The organism is Candidatus Dependentiae bacterium (assembly GCA_020431705.1).
Taxonomy (GTDB): domain Bacteria; phylum Babelota; class Babeliae; order Babelales; family Vermiphilaceae; genus JAGQHQ01.
The window spans coordinates 68,622-86,797 of the sequence record JAGQHQ010000003.1; the positions used below are offsets into that span (position 1 = coordinate 68,622).

An 18,176-nucleotide genomic window follows, 5' to 3' on the forward strand; every position below is an offset into this window, starting at 1 on the left:
CTAATACGTAAAATTATTATTTTTTAAGATGCAAACGCTCAATAAGAGACGTATACTTTGCTGCATCTGTTTTCTTCAAATATTGTAAAAAAGTACGACGTTGAGAAACCATTTTCAACAAACCTCGCTTAGACGAAAAATCTTTATGATTTTCCTTCAAATGCTCAGTTAACTGATGAATACGCTCAGTCAACATCGCAACTTGCACCTCTATCGCTCCAGTATTTTTTTCACTTTGACCAAATTCTTCAACCAACTGTTTTTTCTTTTCTCTATTGAGTATCATCGTACACCTTTTACCCTATTTTGTAGCAAAAAATCTCTCCGCCACTTGTAAGCATATCACATATTTTCGTATAAGTAACGAACATAAAACATCAACCACTTTACTGGTAGGCGTGAGCGGATTTGAACCGCTGGCCCCTGCTACGTCAAAGCAGTGCTCTACCCCTGAGCTACACGCCTGGCTTTATTTTTTTTGTTCACTCGATAATGCTTGCTGGCGTGCTCTTAGCTCTTCTTCTTGCGCTTGACGCTCCAAGTCAGAAACTTCTTGTCCCAAATAACTTTGCTTAAAGCTTGGTATTCCAGTACCTGCAGGAATCAATTTACCTACAATAACGTTCTCTTTAAGACCGTACAGATAATCCGCTTGACCAAACATTGCTGCTTCGGACAAAATACGCGTTGTTTCCTGAAATGAAGCAGCCGAAATCCAACTATCGGTAACCAATGATGCCTGAGTAATTCCCAAAAGCATCGGTTTTGCTGTTGCAGGGTTTTTACCCTCAGCTTTAAGCAATGCATTGACCATACCAAAATGCACTCGATCAACACGATCGCCAACTAAGAAATCTGTGTCACCCGAATTAGTTACGCGTACTTTACGCAACATTTGTCGTACAATCAGTTCAATATGTTTATCGTTAACATTAATACCTTGAAGTCGATAGATCTCTTGAATTTTATCAACAAGATAACGTTGCACTATATCAGGCCCTAGAATACGTAACATATCATGTAACACGGGAGAACCTACTGTCAATTGATCGCCAGCACGCACTCTATCACCATTGATAACATTAAGCTGTTTACCTCTTGGCACAAAATAATCAAATGATTGATCTTTTGATATAACAGAAATTTTACGCATACCCCTGTGTAAACCACCAAATACAACTTCGCCATCAATATCGGAAATAATCGCTGCATCTTTTGGCATACGAGCTTCAAACAACTCAGCAATACGAGGTAAACCACCGGTAATATCTTTTGTACGAGAAATTTCTCGAGGAATTTTAACAAGCACATCACCAAATTCAACCCGCTGACCATCATTAACACTTAGAATAGATCCAGCTGGCAAAAAGTAGTGAACAAGCTCATTGCCTTGCTCATCGATAATACGTATCGCCGGCTGATACTCTTCACTCTTATGCTCTAAAATAATACGGCTCGATTTGCTTATTGCCTCCTCAAAACGTTCCTGAATAGTTATGTTTTCAACAAGATCTACAAACTCAACGTTCCCCCTTTTTTCAGTAAGTAATACCTTACTTGTTGAATCCCACTCAACTAACTTTGTACCAACAGTAACCACTTGTTTATCAACAACGTGTAGAATAGAACCATATTCTACAGCATGATCTTGTAGTTCGCGACCGTCTTCTGAAACAATAAGCAAACGTGCTTTACGACTCATAACAACATTAAAGCCATCTCTATTTTTTACTGTTTTTACATCACGAAAAGTAATAATACCATTGTGACGCGCAGTGAAGTATGGCCTTTTCGCCAAACCACTTGCCGTACCACCAATATGGAACGTTCTCATGGTCAACTGTGTACCTGGTTCACCAATTGACTGCGCAGCAATAATACCAACGGTTGTACCAACATCCACTAATCGACCTTTTGATAGATCATACCCATAACACTGAGCACATACACCACGTTTGACACGACACGTTAAAACTGAACGCATCAAGATTTTAGAAACAGCAGAATCTGCAAGACGAGCAACATCTTCACGACCAATAACATCACCCTGCTTACAAACAAGTTTTCCAGAAATTGGATCCTTTATGTCTGCAGCAACAACACGCCCAAAAACGCGCTGAGCTAATGGGTAAACCACGTCACCAGACTCTTTTAAATCATTAATTTCTATATAACCAAGAGTTTTACAGTCATCTAATGTTACTACAACATCTTGTGCAACATCAACCAAACGACGAGTTAAATAACCAGAGTTTGCTGTTTTGAGCGCTGTATCAGACTGACCCTTACGTGCACCGTGAGTTGAAATAAAGTATTCAAAAACACTCAATCCATCTTTAAAATTGGTTTTTACAGGAGTCTCCATAATATCACCATTCGGCTTGGCCATGTTACCACGCATACCAACCAACTGTTTAATTTGCTCTCGAGATCCACGCGCTCCCGAGTCTAACATCATAAAAATAGGATTAAAGGGCTCAAATGCCTTATTCTCATTCAAAAACGCCTTGTTATCTTGCTCTTCAAGCTCTTTGTACATCTCGCGCGCAACATTATCAGTTGCATGTCCCCAGATATCAATTACTTTGTTGTATCGCTCACGATTTGTAATGACACCATCCATATACAACTCTTCAACACGTCCAACCTCTTCTTCAGCATTTTCAACAATATTGTCTTTTTGAAGAGGAACTAATAAATCCGCTATGGAGAAAGAAATACCACTTGCCGTTGCATAATAAAAACCAAGTTTCTTTATACCATCAAGACACTCAACAGCTTCTTTATCTCCAAAGCAATAATAAATTTGTTCTACCAAGGCACTTAAATCCCCTTTTTTCATCACCTTATTAACCCAAGAAAACTCTATATCTTCCGGTAACACTTCATACAAAAGCACCCGCCCAACAGTGGTTGTAACTATTTCACCATTTAAACGTACTTTGATTTGTGCATGTAAAACAATTTGCTCAGACTGAAATGCGGTAATCACTTCTTGTAAATTAGCAAAAACCATTCCTTCACCTTTTGCACCACGACGAACCTTTGTCATATAGTGCAAACCAAGAACCATATCCTGTGATGGTACGGTAAGTGGGCGACCATCTGCTGGAGAAAGAATATTTTTTGTAGAAAGAATCAACTCTCTACTTTCTTTTTGTGCACGCTTACTTAATGGTACATGCACAGCCATTTGATCACCATCAAAGTCAGCGTTGAATGCTGCACAAACAAGCGGATGTACTTTAATTGCTTTACCATCAACTAAAATTGGATAAAAAGCTTGTATACCAAGCCTGTGTAACGTTGGAGCACGATTAAGTAATACTAAGTGATCTTTTACAACCTCTTCTAAAATATCCCACACTTCAGGCTCAAGTTCTTCAACCATACGCTTTGCGACACGTAAGTTTGGCGCAAACTCCCACTCAAGTAGACCTGCGTATACATATGATTTAAATAATTCAAGAGCCATAATTTTTGGTAATCCACATTGATTCATATGAAGCTCAGGATCAACCACAATCACTGATCGACCAGAATAATCAACGCGACGGCCAAGTAAGTTTTGACGGAATCGTCCTTGTTTTCCCCTCAACATTTCACTTAATGATTTTAATGGACGCTTATTTGAACCACGAACAGGTTGACCTCGTCTACCATTATCAATTAAGGCATCAACAGATTCTTGTAACATACGTTTTTCATTTTTTATAATAACCGAAGGCGCTTCAATTTCAATTAAGCGTTGCAAACGAATGTTACGATTTAATACTCTTCTGTATAATTCGTTTAAATCAGAACTTGCAAAACGGCCACCTTCTAATGGTACAAGCGGACGCAAATCTGGAGGTAAAACAGGAAGCACTTGAAGCACAATCCATTCTGGACGTAACTTAGCCATTAATAGCCCAGAAAATACCCTTACACGACGCATTATCTTATGTCTAATCGCAACAGAACCTGTTTTTGAGTATTCATCCTGTAATGCAGTGATTTCATTCTTTAAATCAATCATACTCAAAAGTGAATAAATAGCCTCTGCACCAATTTCAGCAATAAAATCTATATCCTCAGGATTTGATTCAATATACTGTTCATATTCTGCGTTTGTTAATAACGTTTTACGTGGATAAGGAGATTTGCCTTGATGCACAACAATATACGCATCAAAATAAACAACACGTTCCAAATTTTTAACTGGCAAATCCAGCAGTAACCCTAAATAGCTTGGTATTCCTTTAAGGTACCAAATGTGAACCACTGGAGATACTAAGGCAATATGGCCCATACGCTCACGGCGAACACGAGACTGAATTACTTCAACTCCGCATTTTTCACATGTAATTCCACGATGCTTCATTCGTTTATATTTACCGCAATTACATTCCCAATCCTTAGTTGGACCAAAAATACGTGCACAAAACAGTCCGTCTCTTTCTGGCTTCAAAGTACGATAGTTAATTGTTTCTATCTTTTTAACTTCACCATAAGAAAGTGATTTTATTTTTTCAGGAGAGGCAAGCCCAATACGTACAGCGTTAAACTGAGCAACATTAATATATTCACGAAAACGATCAAGCATTTTATTCACTGACATTCTCCTTGCTACTCTTGAACAAGTCCACTTGCAATCCTAAACTTTGCAATTCTTTAACTAATACATTAAACGATTCTGGTAAACCTGGTTCTGGAACTTGCTCACCACGTACGATTGCTTCGTACACTTTATGACGCCCACTCACGTCATCTGACTTATAGGTAAGCATTTCTTGTAAAGCATACGCTGCACCGTGAGCCTCAAGCGCCCACACTTCCATTTCACCTAAACGCTGGCCACCTTTTTGAGCTTTACCACCTAATGGTTGCTGCGTAACAAGTGAATAAGGACCAACTGAACGTGCATGAAGTTTATCATCCACCATGTGGTTCAACTTCATGATATAAATCGATCCAACAGTAACTGGTTGTTCAAAATAATTTCCAGTTCTACCATCACGAAGCTTAAATGCACCACTAATCGGAAGTTCAAAACTTTCTAACAATGGCTTAATGTCATCTTTAAAATGTGCGCCATCAAACACTGGAGTTTCAAACGAAAGTCCTTGTTCTGCAATTTTATGAGCAAGCTCTACAACACCCTCTTGACCATGTTTTTTTTCAAAATGATCTATGAAATTATCTTCATAACATTGCGATAAATATTTTTTTGTTGCCTGATAACTTTGATCTTTGAGCAACTCGTTAAGCTTTTGTCCCACTTGATGACCAATAAGTCCAAGTACCGTTTCCAAAATTTGCCCAACATTCATACGAGAGGGTACACCCAATGGGTTCAGAACAATATCGACAGGTGTTCCATCATACAGATATGGCATATCTTCACGAGGAACAATAGTAGAAACAAGACCTTTATTACCATGACGGCCAGCAATCTTATCACCAATAGAAACTGAACGCTTCATGGCAATGTATACTTTAACCATTTTGATAACACCAGAAGGTAATGGATCACCTTTTTTCAATTTAGCAATACGCTCTTCTTTAAGACCAGTTAAAACACGCATCTGATTTTCAAACAATATTTTAATATGCTTAATTCGTTCATTATAGTCTTTATCTGTAGTACGCAAATTAGAAACAACTTCAAAAGAAGTGTCTTTCAATAAATTTTTGTCAAAAGTACCTTTTGAAACAACATTTTTTGTACCTACAGACGCTGATGGTTTTTGCCCATGCAACTCATCGGCTATTTTTTTTATCATCATTGACTCAAGAAAATTAACATGATCTTGAAAATCAGATTCCAATTTATCAATATGCTTTTTAATATCTGCTTTATAACGTCTATCTTTTCTTATTCCAGAACGAGAAAATATTTTTACATCAATAACAGTGCCTTCCACTCCTGGTGGAACTCGTAACGATGTATCACGAACTTCACGCGATTTTTCACCAAAAATAGCGCGTAACAACTTTTCTTCAGGAGAATATTGAATATCACCTTTAAGCGTTACTTTACCAACCAAAATATCACTAGATTTGACTCGTGTTCCAACACGAACAATACCATCCTCATCAAGCCCAGCTAAAACAGCTTCACTTACATTTGGTATATCACGAGTAATTTCTTCTGGTCCAAGCTTGGTATCTCGCGCCTCGACGATATATTCATCAATATGCACAGAGGCTAATTCGTCATCCGCAACCAAACGTTTATTAAGAACAATTGCATCCTCGAAATTATAGCCATGCCACGGCATGAAGGCAACCAATAAATTTGCACCTAGAGCCAATTCACCTTTATCAATTGCAGAACCGTTAGTTAAAATATCACCTGCTTCTACTCTATCTCCACGATTGACAATTGGCGTATGATGAATCCATGTAGCATAACTTGAGCGCTGAAATTTTCTTAAATAATATGTATCAATACCATTGGTAATCCAATCATCTACCGTTTTAAACTCACCTTCATCACAACAAATAATAATCTTTTCTGAAGAAACATATTCAACAATACCACTTCGTTTTGCTGTAATTACAACGCCTGCTGCAGCGGCAACAATTTCTCGCTCCATACCAGTACCAACCAATGGCGCTTGGGTTTTAATAAGAGGAACAGCTTGACGCTGCATATTTGCACCCATGAGAGCACGAGACGCGTCGTCATGCTCTAAAAACGGAATCAATGCGGATGAAACAGATACCAATTGCTTAGAAGACAAATCAACATATGAAACTTTTTCGGGCTTAACATATAAATAGTTTCCATCATGACGAGAAAAAACTTTTTGCTTATCTAATCTGCCATCCTTCACAGAATCTGCTTGAGCAATATACTGATTTGCCTCTTGAAAAGCATCGAGAAAAACAAAGCTATCTTTTACCTTTCCATCACTTTCAACTGGACGATAAGCTGTTTCAATAAAACCAAGCTCATTCACCGTAGCGTACGTTGCAAGTGAAGATATTAAACCAATTGTCTGCCCTTCTGGCGTCTCAATTGGACAAATGCGACCATAATGAGACATGTGCACATCACGAATTTCATATGTAGCACGATCCTTTAAAACACCCCCGGGCCCAAGTGCAGAAAGACGTCTTTTGTGCGCAATCTCTGCCAAGGGATTCGTTTGGTCCATGAATTGGGATAACTGTCCTAAACCAAAAAATTCTCTCAAAACAGCACTTAAAGGTTTAACATTAAGAAAGTCTTGAGGCATAAGCGCACCATGCGGCTCTTGCATTCTGAAGCGTTCGCGAATAATTCGCTCAATTCGTAAAAAACCTAAATACACTTGATTAGACAACAGTTCACCAACAAGACGCACTCGCCTATTTCCTAAATGATCAATATCATCCAATTCACCTTCACCACGCTCACGTAAATTAACTAAGTACTTTACCGTCGCAACAATATCATCTTTAGTAAGCACTACCGTGTCTTCTGATATTTCAAGACCAAGCTTTCTATTTACTCTGATACGTCCAACTTTCGTTAAATCATAAAAACGAGGATTAAAAAATAAATTTTCTAACTGCTCCTTTACTTCTTTGACTGTTGCACTATCACCTGGCCACACTTTAGTATGTAACTCTTTCAGAGCTTCTTGCTCTGAAACACAACGATCTTGCGCAAGAGTCATCGCAATAGTTGGCTGAAAAACATAGCCCGAGGATTGAACAAGATCAAAGTTGAAGTCTTTAAATTTTTTGAATAAATCATAGTGAGCTTCAGTAAAAATTTGTCCCTGCTCAACAAGCACCTCGCCCGTTTCTGGATCAACAAGATCTTTTCCAAAAACACGATTTAATAAACTCGACTTACGCAACAAAATTCGATCAATCTTTGCAGACTTTAACTCTCTGATTATATCTTTTGTTAATCGTCTTCCTAAAAACTTTTTTTCATATTTTTCAGGAAGCATGCCTTTTTCAATTCTACACCCAACAAGCGCATCATCAACTAAGTAGAAAAATTCACTTTTTTGGCATTGCACTCGTTCAAAATCATAAAACAATGAAATAATTTCATCACGAGCAAAACCGAGAGCTTGTAAAAACGTAGTAACATACAACTTTTTCTTTTTGTCGATTCGTACATACAGATAATCACTACTATCAAACTCAAAATCTAACCAAGAACCTCGCATTGGTATTATTCGAGCAAGATAGTAAGGCCGACCTCGAAAGTCTTTTACTTTTTTGCTTTGTGAAAAAACAGCGCCAGGCGAACGGTGAAGCTGACTCACAATCACACGATCAATACCATTGATCAAAAACGTACCTAAACTTCCCAATTTAAATCGACCTTTATCTTCATATAGATCAGCCATAACTGGAATATCTGCAAAAAAGATATCCTGCTCTTTTATGTCATGAATAACACGATCACCCTCTTGCCCAGTTTCTGACCAATTAATAAGCTGAATTTTTATCTTCAACGGCATAGAAAATGTCTGTCCATTTAAACGACATTCATCAACAGTCATTGGCATCTTGACCGTTACACGAGCTAAGCAATTAGAGCAGGATTTATATTTTGCTGTAGGTTTAGTACACTTCGGACAGGCTGCAGATCCATCAAGACGAGAACATCCTGTTGCTTTACACGAAGAACAGCTCCATTGATACCTATTTTCAATACCAATCAATTTACCACAAGTACACGTCCAAAGACCTAATTCATAACTAACATATCCTAAAGATAATTTACCATTATAATCTATGGGAAAAATATCCTTAAGTACTTTTTCAAGACCAATGTGTTTACGCTCTTCCGGTAAATAATCCAACTGTACAAAATCATTAAACGAAGACGATTGGATCTGAATTAAATTGGGAACTGGCACCAGATCTTTTATCTTAGCAAAAGATCTGCGAACAGTACCCTTATTTACGTGCAACTTGGACATTTAAGTTGCTCCTCCCTTTGTACAAAAATGTGCGAACCTTACCTACGTACTTTTGTGTCTACGCGCTTTGCGTTTTTAAGAAAGTTGAACTTTTGCACCAGCAGCTTCTAATGTTTCTTTCATTTTTTGTGCATCTTCTTTAGATACGCTTTCAGCGATTATTACTGGGGCACTTTCAGCTTTAGACTTTGCTTCTGTCAAAGCAAGGCCCGGCACAACTTTACGCAATGCTTTTATAACATCAATTTTTTTGTCGCCAGCCTCTTGAAGAGTTACTTTGTATTCTGATTTTTCTTCTGCTATAGGCGTTGCTTCACTTGCTGGTGCCATCGCCCCCCCTACAGCTGCTATTGGCATCGCCGCAGAAACACCAAATTTATCTTCCAATGCTTTAACAAAATCGGAAAGCTCAAGAACTGTCATGCTACCAATGTCTTCAAGTAATTTTTCGAATTTAGATGCCATAATGATTCCCTATAGTTTATTTATATTAAAATATCTAAAAACATCGTTACTACTATTTTTTCGCAGCCACTTGCTTAAGCGCCCAAACAAGTCGAGCTGGCATTTGATTAAAAATACTAACTAAGCCAGAAATTGGCGCCTTAATAGTACCACATACCTGCGCCAACAATACCGCACGTGATGGTAAATTTGCAATGCGACCTATTAATTCACTATCGAGTAACTGCTCATCTAAACAGGCAACAATAAGCGATAATGCCTCATTTTTTTTGGTAAACTCATGCAGTACTTTTGCAATAACAGGTGGTTCTTCGGAAGCAAAAACAAAACCAATCTGATTTTTACAATAAGGAATTAGGCCCTGAGCTTCTGGCACTCCTTGCGCTGCAATCTTTGCTAAGCGTGCCTTAGCAATGTACAATTTTCCACCATTTTTTCGTAATTGTCCACGCAATGTCTGCATTTGTTTAACTGTAAGTCCCTGATACTCCACAATAAAAGATGCCTTACTTTCTACAAAGCCATTTTTGAGGGATTCAATAACGAGTGTTTTTTCTTGACGATTCATAAATCTTACCCTTTTGCCACCTTACAAACGCACCATATCGTCAGGATTAATTAAAACACCAACGCCCATGGTAGAAGAAATAGTAATTTTTCGCAAAAATTTACCTTTTGATGCGGAAGGCTTTGATGCAATTAATGCTTTTGCAAAGGCCATTAAATTATCCCGCAACATCGCTACATTAAATGATATTTTTCCGAAAGAAAAATGAACTATGCCATTTTTATCATTTCTAAAGAAGGCACGACCTTTTTTCAAATCAGAAACAATATCAGCAATATCAAACGTCACAGTCCCCAGCTTTTTGTTCGGCAATAAGCCTTTTGGTCCTAATGATTTAGCAAGTTTACCTACTTGCCCCATAACATCCGGTGTTGCAACGGTATAATTAAAATCCATCCAGCCAGCATCAATTTTTTCTATTAAGTCTTCAAAACCCACATAATCAGCACCGGCTTTTTTCGCTTGATCAGCATAATCACCCCGAGCGAAAACAAGAACCTTAATTTTTTTACCTGTACCGTGTGGTAAAACTACAGATCCACGAACAGTCTGATCACCCTTAGTCGGATCAATACCAACATTAACATCGATATCAACAGACTCATCAAATTTAACATATGACAATTGTTTAACTTTTTCGAGCGCTTGATCAATAGAAAATATTTTGTTTTTTTCTACTTTTTCCACTACTTGTTGGTATTTTTTACCACGCGTTTTCATACCCGGTCCCTACTCGTTATCTAAAACATCAATACCCATACTACGGGCACTACCAGCAACAATTTTTTTTGCTTGCTCAATGTCATGCGCATTTAAATCTGGCATTTTTATTTTAGCAATTTCTTCTATGTCTTTCCATGATATAGTGGCTACTTTATCTTCGTGCGGGCGAGAAGAGCCTTTGGAAAGATTTAATTTTTTCTTTATCAATATTGTTGTTGGAGGCTTCTTCAAAACAAAATCAAATGTTTTATCTTCATAAACTGTCATAAAGACAGGAACAATATCACCCTTGTTATTTGCCGTTTGAGCATTAAACTGTTTGCAAAAATCCATCATATTGACTTGGTGTTGGCCAAGTATCGCGCCAACCGTTCCTGGATTAGCACTACCACCTTGAATTTGCATTTTCACTTTAGCTTTTATTTTTTTTGCCATGGCTTACAACCTAACCTATGCATATCTATCGTTTTACTTGACTAAACCCCAATTCAACTGGCGTCATTCTACCAAAAATACTCACCATCACCGTCAACTTTTCACCCTCTTCATCGATCTTTTCTATGATACCAACAAATCCAGCAAATGGACCCTCATTAATATCAACTTCGCTTCCCACTGAAAATTCGCTTTCTCTAGGAGCAACAACCACTTCACCCTTTATTTGAGAAAAAATACGATCCACTTCTTTTTGACTCAGTGGAACAGGATTTTTTCCTCCTAAAAAACGAGAAACTCGCGGATTCGAAAGCACCAATCGCATTGTTTCGGTTGACAGTTCCATTTCAACAAACAAGTAACCAGGAAACAATTGGGTGTCTTTTTGTTCTACAGTATCAAACATTTGCTTCATTCTTGCCGAAGGTACGAGCACTTGACCAAAACGATCTTGAAGCTCTTTTTGCTCTATACTTCGCATTAAATCTTCTTTTACTGACTGCTCAAACCCAGCATATATCTGGGCAACGTACCAGCGCTTCATGTGCCTATGTTCCGATCATCTTTATACAAGACCATACATCTCAAACAAATAGCTCGCCAATCGTGACAAACCAAAATCAATAATACCCAAGTAAATTGAAAAAAGAACCAATAGCACAAGCACAACTATTGTTGCACCAACGAATTCACTCGTTTTCGGCCAAACAACCTTTAATAATTCACTTTTAACATCATATAAAAACTGTACTACATCTTTCATCATCAACACCCAACTATTATACACTACATGGCAGGCCAGGAGGGACTCGAACCCCCAACCATCAGATTTGGAGTCTGCCGCTCTACCAATTCGAGCTACTGGCCTACAAAACTACTTAGTCTCCTTGTGAGCAGTATGCATACGACAGAAGCGACAAAATTTTTTCAAAGCCAATGAGCCAGTTTGACGCTTCTTTGATACCACCTGCGTATAATTACGATTTTTGCATTGTCCACAAGCCAGATGTGTGGTGACCCGATTTTTTGCCATACACGCCCAATATTTATTTTTTAAAAATAACCAAAACTATAGCTGCCATCTTAAAAACAAGCCCAACGTCCCTGCTCAAATGAAATAAAAAGCACGAGGACCACCCCATACAAACCTTTACGCGAAGTATGGAGCCCGCGACCGGACTTGAACCGGCGACCTCTCCCTTACCAAGGAAGTGCTCTACCAACTGAGCTACGTGGGCACATTAGCCTACACAGGTCTAATACAGAGTAAATAAAAAAAGAAAAAATGACAAATTATTTCGCATAATCATTTAGATTTTTCCAATACTCTTTAATTTTTGATTTTTTGACAGCATAAAAATGATACAAAATAATTCACTTTACTCTATTGAACAATAAAGAACCATTTAGCAAAACATGGAGCTGGCGATCGGACTTGAACCGATAACCTGCTGATTACAAATCAGCTGCTCTGCCATTGAGCTACGCCAGCATAATAATAACCAATCACTTGCCCGCTTTCGTTTGCAACTATTTTGAGTTGTTCCCACTATGTAATAATGAAAACCTAATCGTAAAAAACAAAAACTGGAGCGGGAAACGGGACTCGAACCCGTAACCTACAGCTTGGAAGGCTGTCGCTCTAGCCAATTGAGCTACTCCCGCATACAACGTTGCGGGACAAGATAGCAAAATTACTTTCAATCCGCAACGAGAATTAATTGTTAATTTTGTTTGATCATTATCTCAAGCAGGAATACAATCTAGGCAAAATTACAAAGCAACGAATAATCTGGTGGCGAGAGCAGGATTCGAACCTGCGAAGGCTGAGCCAACGGATTTACAGTCCGTCCCCTTTGACCGCTCGGGAATCTCGCCCTGAATATTTTTATTTCAATTTTGCGTATCATACACGTGAATATATTATTGTTTTTTTTATTTAATTTCAACTTTATTTTTCAGTTTTGTGTCAGATAATAAGCTGCAACAATCTTCTATCGGTTTTTTGATAGTCAATTTTTACCTTACAATGATCTTTTTTTGCTAGTAGCACATCAATTACCTCAGGCCACTCAATAAATACCCAACTATTTGGCATATTCCAGTATTCATCAAAGCCCGAAGCAAGAAAATCTTGCACACTATTGATACGATATAAATCAAAATGATAAAATGTTTGCCGTCGTTCATTTTCATACACATTGAGCAAATTAAATGTTGGACTTGTGACCCCTTTTTGAATGCCATATCGCTTAAGTAGCTCCCTAATCAAGGTAGTTTTACCTGAACCAAGAGATCCCTCAAATGTGAATAATCTACATGTATCCATGTATCGATACAGGAAATCTACCGCTTTGTCCATTTCATTAAGAGAATATATAAGAGATTGTTTCTGCATAAAACTAAAGTTTCTTTAATTTTTTAATGAGCTTACGCTCTTTTTTTGTTAATTTTTTGTTGTCTTTTTCTATATACCCGCCTACTACATCCTCAAGTTTATATTCGACATACTTACTGCATTCTTGCATAATACGATCAAGCTCTGGTCGTTCTTGATCACTTGTTTTAATTATCAGACCACTCATATCAAAACAATCACTTGAACTTTTTTCAACTTCATCTTTTATAATACGATAAAAATCTGCCGCATCAAGTGAGGGAATATCCAAGTTATCAGCTACCCTATTAAGCTCCCTGTCAGAAGAAACAAGTAGTATATCCTGCATTCTATGTTTTTTAAGATACGTTTTTATATAATCATCAGCCGTTTCATGATAGCCAGAATAAATGACACAAGTACCATCGCTTCGCTCTTTTGTAGGCCATTCATTTGCTCCACCGTCAAAAACAACAATCAGCTTATGTCGTTTCTTTCGTCCATAAGAAGACAGTTCACTTAGAAAGTGTGCTCGCTCATGCTCTGCAATTTCCCTATCATGTATACACTGCTTAAGCACATTATATGCATCAATCACAATAATCATTGTTTTTAGTATTCCATTATTTGTTGAGTATTCCTTTTCTTTATATTTGCAAAAATATATACTATCAAGTATAGGTTAGTCCAAACACTGTTTATTGTTACTCTTTGTATGTGGGGTATGTACTCGTGGCTCAGCTTATTCAAATGCGTCAGCGAATCAAAGCAGTAGAAACAATCAAAAAAATTACTCACGCAATGCGTTTGATTTCTATGTCTACCCATACACGATTACGAGGTAAACAAGAGCCCTTAAAAGAATATCAAAATGCAATAAGCACACTTTTTCAAAAAGTAAAAACTGCAACACCCGCGTGGAACAGCTCTGTTTTATACCCAGAACAAAAAATATCAGACAAAAACCTTCTTATACTCGTTGGTTCACAAAAAGGACTCTGTGGTAACTTTAACTCCGCATTGTTTCGTTTATTTGAACGCACAATTACACCAGAACAATTACCTGAAATGCATATAATTGCCATTGGAAAGAAGGTGGTAAACTTTATAAAAAAAGGTTCAACCGAAAAAATTGTTGCATTATATCCAGAATTCACTTCTGCTACAATGCCAACTATTGTGCATAGCCTTGTTGACTTGATTATGAGCTCAACAGAACCATTCACCTCAGTCACCTTTTTTAGCAATAAATTAAAAACGTTTTTTACACAAAAACCACATGAATCAATCCTTATTCCATTTGAAGCAAAAAAACAAGAAAAAAAAGCGAATAAACTTGATTTAATGTGGGAACACACGCCACATGAAGTACTTGACATACTTGCATTACAAGCGCTTGAAGTTACCATACAACATCTTTTGTTTGAGTCATTATTAGCTGAGCAGGCAGCGCGCTTCATTTCAATGGATAGCTCTACTCGAAATGCTGAAAAAATACTCGAGGAAACAATATTATGGTACAATAAATTGCGACAAGCCAAAATTACTCGAGAACTCACCGAGCTAACTGGCAGCTTCTAAAAATTTTGATATGGAGATTTTTATCATGAAAATGCGCTCATTTTTGCAAAACAAATTATGGCGAGATAAATTACCTGCGAAAAAAGAAAAAATGGGATCTGTAATCCACATACAACAATTAACAGATAATGAGTTCGATCAGCAATTGAAAATTAAACTTCTTGAAGAATCCACAGAAGTCCAAGCGACATCCTCTCAGAAAGAATTAATTGAAGAAATGGCTGATGTATTAGAGGTCATCGACGCGCTATGCGCATTACATAATATAACAAAAGAAGATATTATCAATGCACAAACAAACAAACGTGAAGAACGTGGTGGATTCTTTGAGCGTAAATTTGTAACTGTTGCTGATCATCCAGTTGGGAGTTGTGGTGAACAGTATTGCTTGGCTCAGCCAAAAAAATATCCTGAAGTTAAAAAAATTAATTCCTCCTTACTTTGATTCTATTCTATCTAGAATAGTTGCAGCTGACTGGTATGAAACAATTTGATCGTTTAAATTACTTTGTAATTCAATTGATGCGCCTAGCTGTCGTAATTTTCTTTCGAGCCCATCGTATCCTCGCTTAAAATGTTTAATACCACTAATAATTGTTTTACCCTTTGCCTGCAAACCAGCCAAAACAAACGCACATGATGCACGTATATCAGTTGCAATAACACAGGCACCAAATAATTCATCAACCCCTTTTACAATTGCACGATTATGCTCAACCGTAATTTGTGCACCCATTTTTTGAAGCTCTCGTACATGTACTAAGCGATTTTCAAACACTGTTTCTTCAATAATACAACTACCCTGTGCTAAACATTGTGCTGCCATCATGGGTGCTTGCAAATCAGTTGGAAACCCGGGATACGGTGCTGTTTTAAACGAAACTGCACGAGGCTGCCTAATTGCTATGAGCGTAATACCAACACCATTCTCTCCAACAATAACTGTATGCCCCATTTCTTGAAGCTTCATCAAAAAAACATCCATTGCATAAGCTGGTGCACGAGAGATTGTTACCGTACCCCCTGTTACAGCTGCAGCTAACAACAACGCACCTGCCTCCAAACGATCAACTAGTACCTCATGTTGAACTGAATGAAGTTCTTGAACCCCCTCTATAACTATTGTCGCCGGTGCTTGAACAACAATATTTGCACCCATTTTCTTAAGCACGGTAATTAAATCCAATACTTCCGGCTCAAGAGCTGCATTAATGATTTTTGTCACCCCTTGAGTACGTACAGCTGCCATCATTACATTTTCTGTCGCACCAACCGATGGATACTCTAAAACAATCCTTCCAGGTAAAAGTTTTTTAGTATATGCAGTTAAAAATTCCCCCTTAGTTTCAATTTCTACACCCATGCGCACAAAATTTTTTACATGATAATCAACCGGCCTCACACCAATGACACATCCGCCAGGCAAAGCAACATCGGCTTTACCAAAGCGCGCAAGCAATGGCCCCATAACTAAAATTGAAGCTCGCATCTTTTTCATAATTTCTGGTAGCACTTTCCATTTATTAATGTAAGTTGTATCAACTTCAATGAATTGTTCATCTTTGCAGAAATAAACTTCTGCTCCTAAGCTTTTAAGCAGTAAAATCATATGCAACACATCATCCGATGCGGGTACATTTGTTAGTGTAGACCTGCCTCTTGTTAAAATAAGAGATGCCATAATGACTAAGACAGCATTTTTTGCCCCAGACAAGCCTACAGCGCCTTGAAGCGGTTTTGATTGCTCTACAACAATATGTGTTTGTTTCATAGGTATATATTCCTAACCAATAGACAATAAATTATTTGTCATCGGCTAGTGTATATGATTTATCTTAATGAATTAAGCAAATGTATTAATTAAGAGCCCGTTGCAACTATTTAGTTTTCAATTTTTTGATTTCAGCTAACGTCAGCTGACGCCAGTGGCCATTCTTTAATCCTTGCTTTGTCAGTCCCGCATAATTGATACGATCCAACACTAAAACATTATAACCTAGTTTTTTAAATAGCCGTCTAATAATGCGATATTTGCCACTGTGCAAAGTTATTTTTGCTTTATTTGATCCAATACGTGCAATACGATCCACTGTAACTTTGCCATCTTTTAAGTAAATACCTTTTCTTATTTGCATAATATCAAACATAGAAACTGGCTTATCTAATGTTGCAATATATGTCTTTTGAACCTCGTATTTTGGATGTGCTAGCTGCTGAGTTAAATCACCATCAGTTGTTAGTACAAGTAATCCTGTTGTATTTTTATCCAGCCGACCTATAGTATGCAATCGTTGTTTACCAATATCACGGACTAAATCAAAAACGGTTTGACGTCCTTTTTCATCGCTATGGCTTGTGATATAGCCGCTGGGTTTATTGAGAAGTAGGTACATTTTTTTTTGTAACTTAAGAACTCTTCTACCAACCTTAACTACTTGACCATCTTCAACAATACAATCAGGTTTAGTTATGATAGTTTCATTTATCTTAACTAAACCCGTTTTAATAATATGTGCTGCTTTTCTGCGAGAGCAAAAACCAGCCTGTGCAACATACTTTACAAGACTAATTCTATGCACCCAAAAAACCTTATGTTAATCAGAATCAGGTGCATTTTCAGAATCAGGTGCATTTTCAGGATCAGATGAACCTGAATCTAAAAGATCTAACGCTATATTAAAGCTTAGCTTCAACGCTCTACGAGCACCATCCAATTCACTTTTATCATTCTCAGAGCAGTCCAACTGAGCTAAATACTTACATTGCTCTATTAATAATGGACATGTATCCTTCGCATATTCTGGAGATAATACACTACTAGATAAAGCAATCATTACTGAACGTGTTCTTGATAATACTTTCCTCCGCGTTTCTCCTATACCCTTTTTTTTAATCGCACGACATACCTTGAGAGTAGAATCTTTGACTGGAAAATCTCTACCTGCGCTTATATTAATAGCTACAAACAAACTTCCCAAAACACAAAACGATTTTATTTTTTTAGTAGTACTCACTTTTACCCCATAATAAATTATGATATTTGCCTATATATAATCACAAATCAATATGATTATAGCTTATAGTTTTTAAAAAAAACTGCAACAATAGT

17 protein-coding genes and 6 tRNA genes are annotated in these 18,176 nt (G+C 37.5%); 2 read left to right on the forward strand and 21 right to left on the reverse strand.

The features are described 5' to 3' along the window. Nucleotides 1-16 precede the first annotated feature (16 nt). The 18 genes from rpsO to KC460_01675 all read right to left on the reverse strand — a co-directional run bounded on the left by rpsO (nt 17) and on the right by KC460_01675 (nt 14,093). On the reverse strand, nt 17-283 hold the full coding sequence (rpsO, locus tag KC460_01590; GenBank protein MCA9770046.1) for a 30S ribosomal protein S15: 267 nt from the start codon (nt 281-283) through the stop codon (nt 17-19). A gap of 107 nt (nt 284-390) precedes the next feature. Next, nucleotides 391-465 (reverse strand) — tRNA-Val (locus KC460_01595). Nucleotides 466-469: 4 nt separating this feature from the next. Beyond that, nucleotides 470-4,585 carry a DNA-directed RNA polymerase subunit beta' gene (rpoC, locus tag KC460_01600; GenBank protein ID MCA9770047.1) on the reverse strand — a complete coding sequence of 1,372 codons (4,116 nt, stop codon included), beginning with the start codon at nt 4,583-4,585 and terminating at the stop codon, nt 470-472. A 1-nt stretch (nt 4,586) separates the two neighbouring features. Next, a complete protein-coding gene (rpoB, locus tag KC460_01605) occupies nt 4,587-8,918 on the reverse strand; it encodes a DNA-directed RNA polymerase subunit beta (GenBank protein ID MCA9770048.1) in 4,332 nt (1,443 codons plus the stop codon). A gap of 75 nt (nt 8,919-8,993) precedes the next feature. Further along, nucleotides 8,994-9,383 (reverse strand): 50S ribosomal protein L7/L12, encoded by a 390-nt coding sequence (gene rplL / locus KC460_01610; protein ID MCA9770049.1) that lies wholly within the window; start codon nt 9,381-9,383, stop codon nt 8,994-8,996. Nucleotides 9,384-9,435: 52 nt separating this feature from the next. After that, a complete protein-coding gene (locus KC460_01615; GenBank protein MCA9770050.1) occupies nt 9,436-9,951 on the reverse strand; it encodes a 50S ribosomal protein L10 in 516 nt (171 codons plus the stop codon). Between the two features lie 21 nt (nt 9,952-9,972). Beyond that, nucleotides 9,973-10,671, reverse strand: coding sequence for a 50S ribosomal protein L1 (gene rplA / locus KC460_01620; GenBank protein MCA9770051.1), 699 nt, complete (start codon nt 10,669-10,671; stop codon nt 9,973-9,975). Between the two features lie 9 nt (nt 10,672-10,680). Continuing rightward, complete coding sequence (gene rplK, locus KC460_01625) at nt 10,681-11,109, reverse strand: 50S ribosomal protein L11 (GenBank protein MCA9770052.1); 429 nt, start codon at nt 11,107-11,109, stop codon at nt 10,681-10,683. 25 nt (nt 11,110-11,134) lie between these two features. Further along, nucleotides 11,135-11,653, reverse strand: a complete 519-nt coding sequence (gene nusG / locus KC460_01630) for a transcription termination/antitermination factor NusG (GenBank protein ID MCA9770053.1) — start codon at nt 11,651-11,653, stop codon at nt 11,135-11,137. A gap of 21 nt (nt 11,654-11,674) precedes the next feature. Further along, entirely contained in the window at nt 11,675-11,872 is a 198-nt protein-coding gene (gene secE, locus KC460_01635) for a preprotein translocase subunit SecE (GenBank protein MCA9770054.1), read from the reverse strand. Between the two features lie 28 nt (nt 11,873-11,900). Next, nucleotides 11,901-11,977, reverse strand: a tRNA-Trp gene (locus tag KC460_01640). Between the two features lie 6 nt (nt 11,978-11,983). Continuing rightward, complete coding sequence (rpmG, locus tag KC460_01645; protein ID MCA9770055.1) at nt 11,984-12,142, reverse strand: 50S ribosomal protein L33; 159 nt, start codon at nt 12,140-12,142, stop codon at nt 11,984-11,986. 129 nt (nt 12,143-12,271) lie between these two features. After that, a tRNA-Thr gene (locus KC460_01650) sits at nt 12,272-12,347 on the reverse strand. A 179-nt stretch (nt 12,348-12,526) separates the two neighbouring features. After that, a tRNA-Thr gene (locus KC460_01655) sits at nt 12,527-12,601 on the reverse strand. 96 nt (nt 12,602-12,697) lie between these two features. Then, nucleotides 12,698-12,774 (reverse strand) — tRNA-Gly (locus tag KC460_01660). A gap of 128 nt (nt 12,775-12,902) precedes the next feature. Then, nucleotides 12,903-12,987 (reverse strand) — tRNA-Tyr (locus tag KC460_01665). A gap of 91 nt (nt 12,988-13,078) precedes the next feature. Then, nucleotides 13,079-13,507: a tRNA (adenosine(37)-N6)-threonylcarbamoyltransferase complex ATPase subunit type 1 TsaE gene (gene tsaE / locus KC460_01670; GenBank protein ID MCA9770056.1), complete on the reverse strand. Its 429-nt coding sequence runs from the start codon at nt 13,505-13,507 to the stop codon at nt 13,079-13,081. 4 nt (nt 13,508-13,511) lie between these two features. Next, on the reverse strand, nt 13,512-14,093 hold the full coding sequence (locus KC460_01675) for an NYN domain-containing protein (protein ID MCA9770057.1): 582 nt from the start codon (nt 14,091-14,093) through the stop codon (nt 13,512-13,514). A gap of 125 nt (nt 14,094-14,218) precedes the next feature. On the opposite strand from KC460_01675, the gene KC460_01680 reads away from it, so the two are divergent. Together KC460_01680 and KC460_01685 are read left to right on the forward strand one after the other, a co-directional pair. Continuing rightward, the gene (locus KC460_01680; GenBank protein MCA9770058.1) at nt 14,219-15,067 is read left to right on the forward strand and encodes a F0F1 ATP synthase subunit gamma; all 849 of its coding nucleotides are present in this window, start codon (nt 14,219-14,221) and stop codon (nt 15,065-15,067) included. 25 nt (nt 15,068-15,092) lie between these two features. Further along, nucleotides 15,093-15,512, forward strand: coding sequence for a nucleoside triphosphate pyrophosphohydrolase (locus KC460_01685; protein ID MCA9770059.1), 420 nt, complete (start codon nt 15,093-15,095; stop codon nt 15,510-15,512). On the opposite strand, the gene murA is transcribed toward KC460_01685, so the two are convergent. From murA to KC460_01700, 3 genes are all read right to left on the reverse strand, one after another. Beyond that, nucleotides 15,504-16,838 (reverse strand): UDP-N-acetylglucosamine 1-carboxyvinyltransferase, encoded by a 1,335-nt coding sequence (gene murA, locus KC460_01690; GenBank protein ID MCA9770060.1) that lies wholly within the window; start codon nt 16,836-16,838, stop codon nt 15,504-15,506. The two genes, KC460_01685 and murA, sit on opposite strands and share 9 nt — an antisense overlap. 106 nt (nt 16,839-16,944) lie before the next feature. Continuing rightward, nucleotides 16,945-17,646 (reverse strand): rRNA pseudouridine synthase, encoded by a 702-nt coding sequence (locus KC460_01695; protein MCA9770061.1) that lies wholly within the window; start codon nt 17,644-17,646, stop codon nt 16,945-16,947. Nucleotides 17,647-17,661: 15 nt separating this feature from the next. Next, nucleotides 17,662-18,081: a hypothetical protein gene (locus KC460_01700; protein MCA9770062.1), complete on the reverse strand. Its 420-nt coding sequence runs from the start codon at nt 18,079-18,081 to the stop codon at nt 17,662-17,664. Nucleotides 18,082-18,176 lie beyond the last annotated feature (95 nt).

Bases quoted from the DNA above. Each gene is read 5' to 3' on its own strand.
- tsaE (MCA9770056.1), bottom strand. From the start codon at position 13,507: ATGCAGAAACAATCTCTTATATATTCTCTTAATGAAATGGACAAAGCG.
- rpmG (MCA9770055.1), bottom strand. From the start codon at position 12,142: ATGGCAAAAAATCGGGTCACCACACATCTGGCTTGTGGACAATGCAAA.
- rpoB (MCA9770048.1), bottom strand. From the start codon at position 8,918: ATGTCCAAGTTGCACGTAAATAAGGGTACTGTTCGCAGATCTTTTGCT.
- rplK (MCA9770052.1), bottom strand. From the start codon at position 11,109: ATGGCAAAAAAAATAAAAGCTAAAGTGAAAATGCAAATTCAAGGTGGT.
- KC460_01685 (MCA9770059.1), top strand. From the start codon at position 15,093: ATGAAAATGCGCTCATTTTTGCAAAACAAATTATGGCGAGATAAATTA.
- nusG (MCA9770053.1), bottom strand. From the start codon at position 11,653: ATGAAGCGCTGGTACGTTGCCCAGATATATGCTGGGTTTGAGCAGTCA.
- murA (MCA9770060.1), bottom strand. From the start codon at position 16,838: ATGAAACAAACACATATTGTTGTAGAGCAATCAAAACCGCTTCAAGGC.
- KC460_01675 (MCA9770057.1), bottom strand. From the start codon at position 14,093: ATGATTATTGTGATTGATGCATATAATGTGCTTAAGCAGTGTATACAT.
- rplL (MCA9770049.1), bottom strand. From the start codon at position 9,383: ATGGCATCTAAATTCGAAAAATTACTTGAAGACATTGGTAGCATGACA.
- rpoC (MCA9770047.1), bottom strand. From the start codon at position 4,585: ATGCTTGATCGTTTTCGTGAATATATTAATGTTGCTCAGTTTAACGCT.
- secE (MCA9770054.1), bottom strand. From the start codon at position 11,872: ATGAAAGATGTAGTACAGTTTTTATATGATGTTAAAAGTGAATTATTA.
- KC460_01615 (MCA9770050.1), bottom strand. From the start codon at position 9,951: ATGAATCGTCAAGAAAAAACACTCGTTATTGAATCCCTCAAAAATGGC.
- rplA (MCA9770051.1), bottom strand. From the start codon at position 10,671: ATGAAAACGCGTGGTAAAAAATACCAACAAGTAGTGGAAAAAGTAGAA.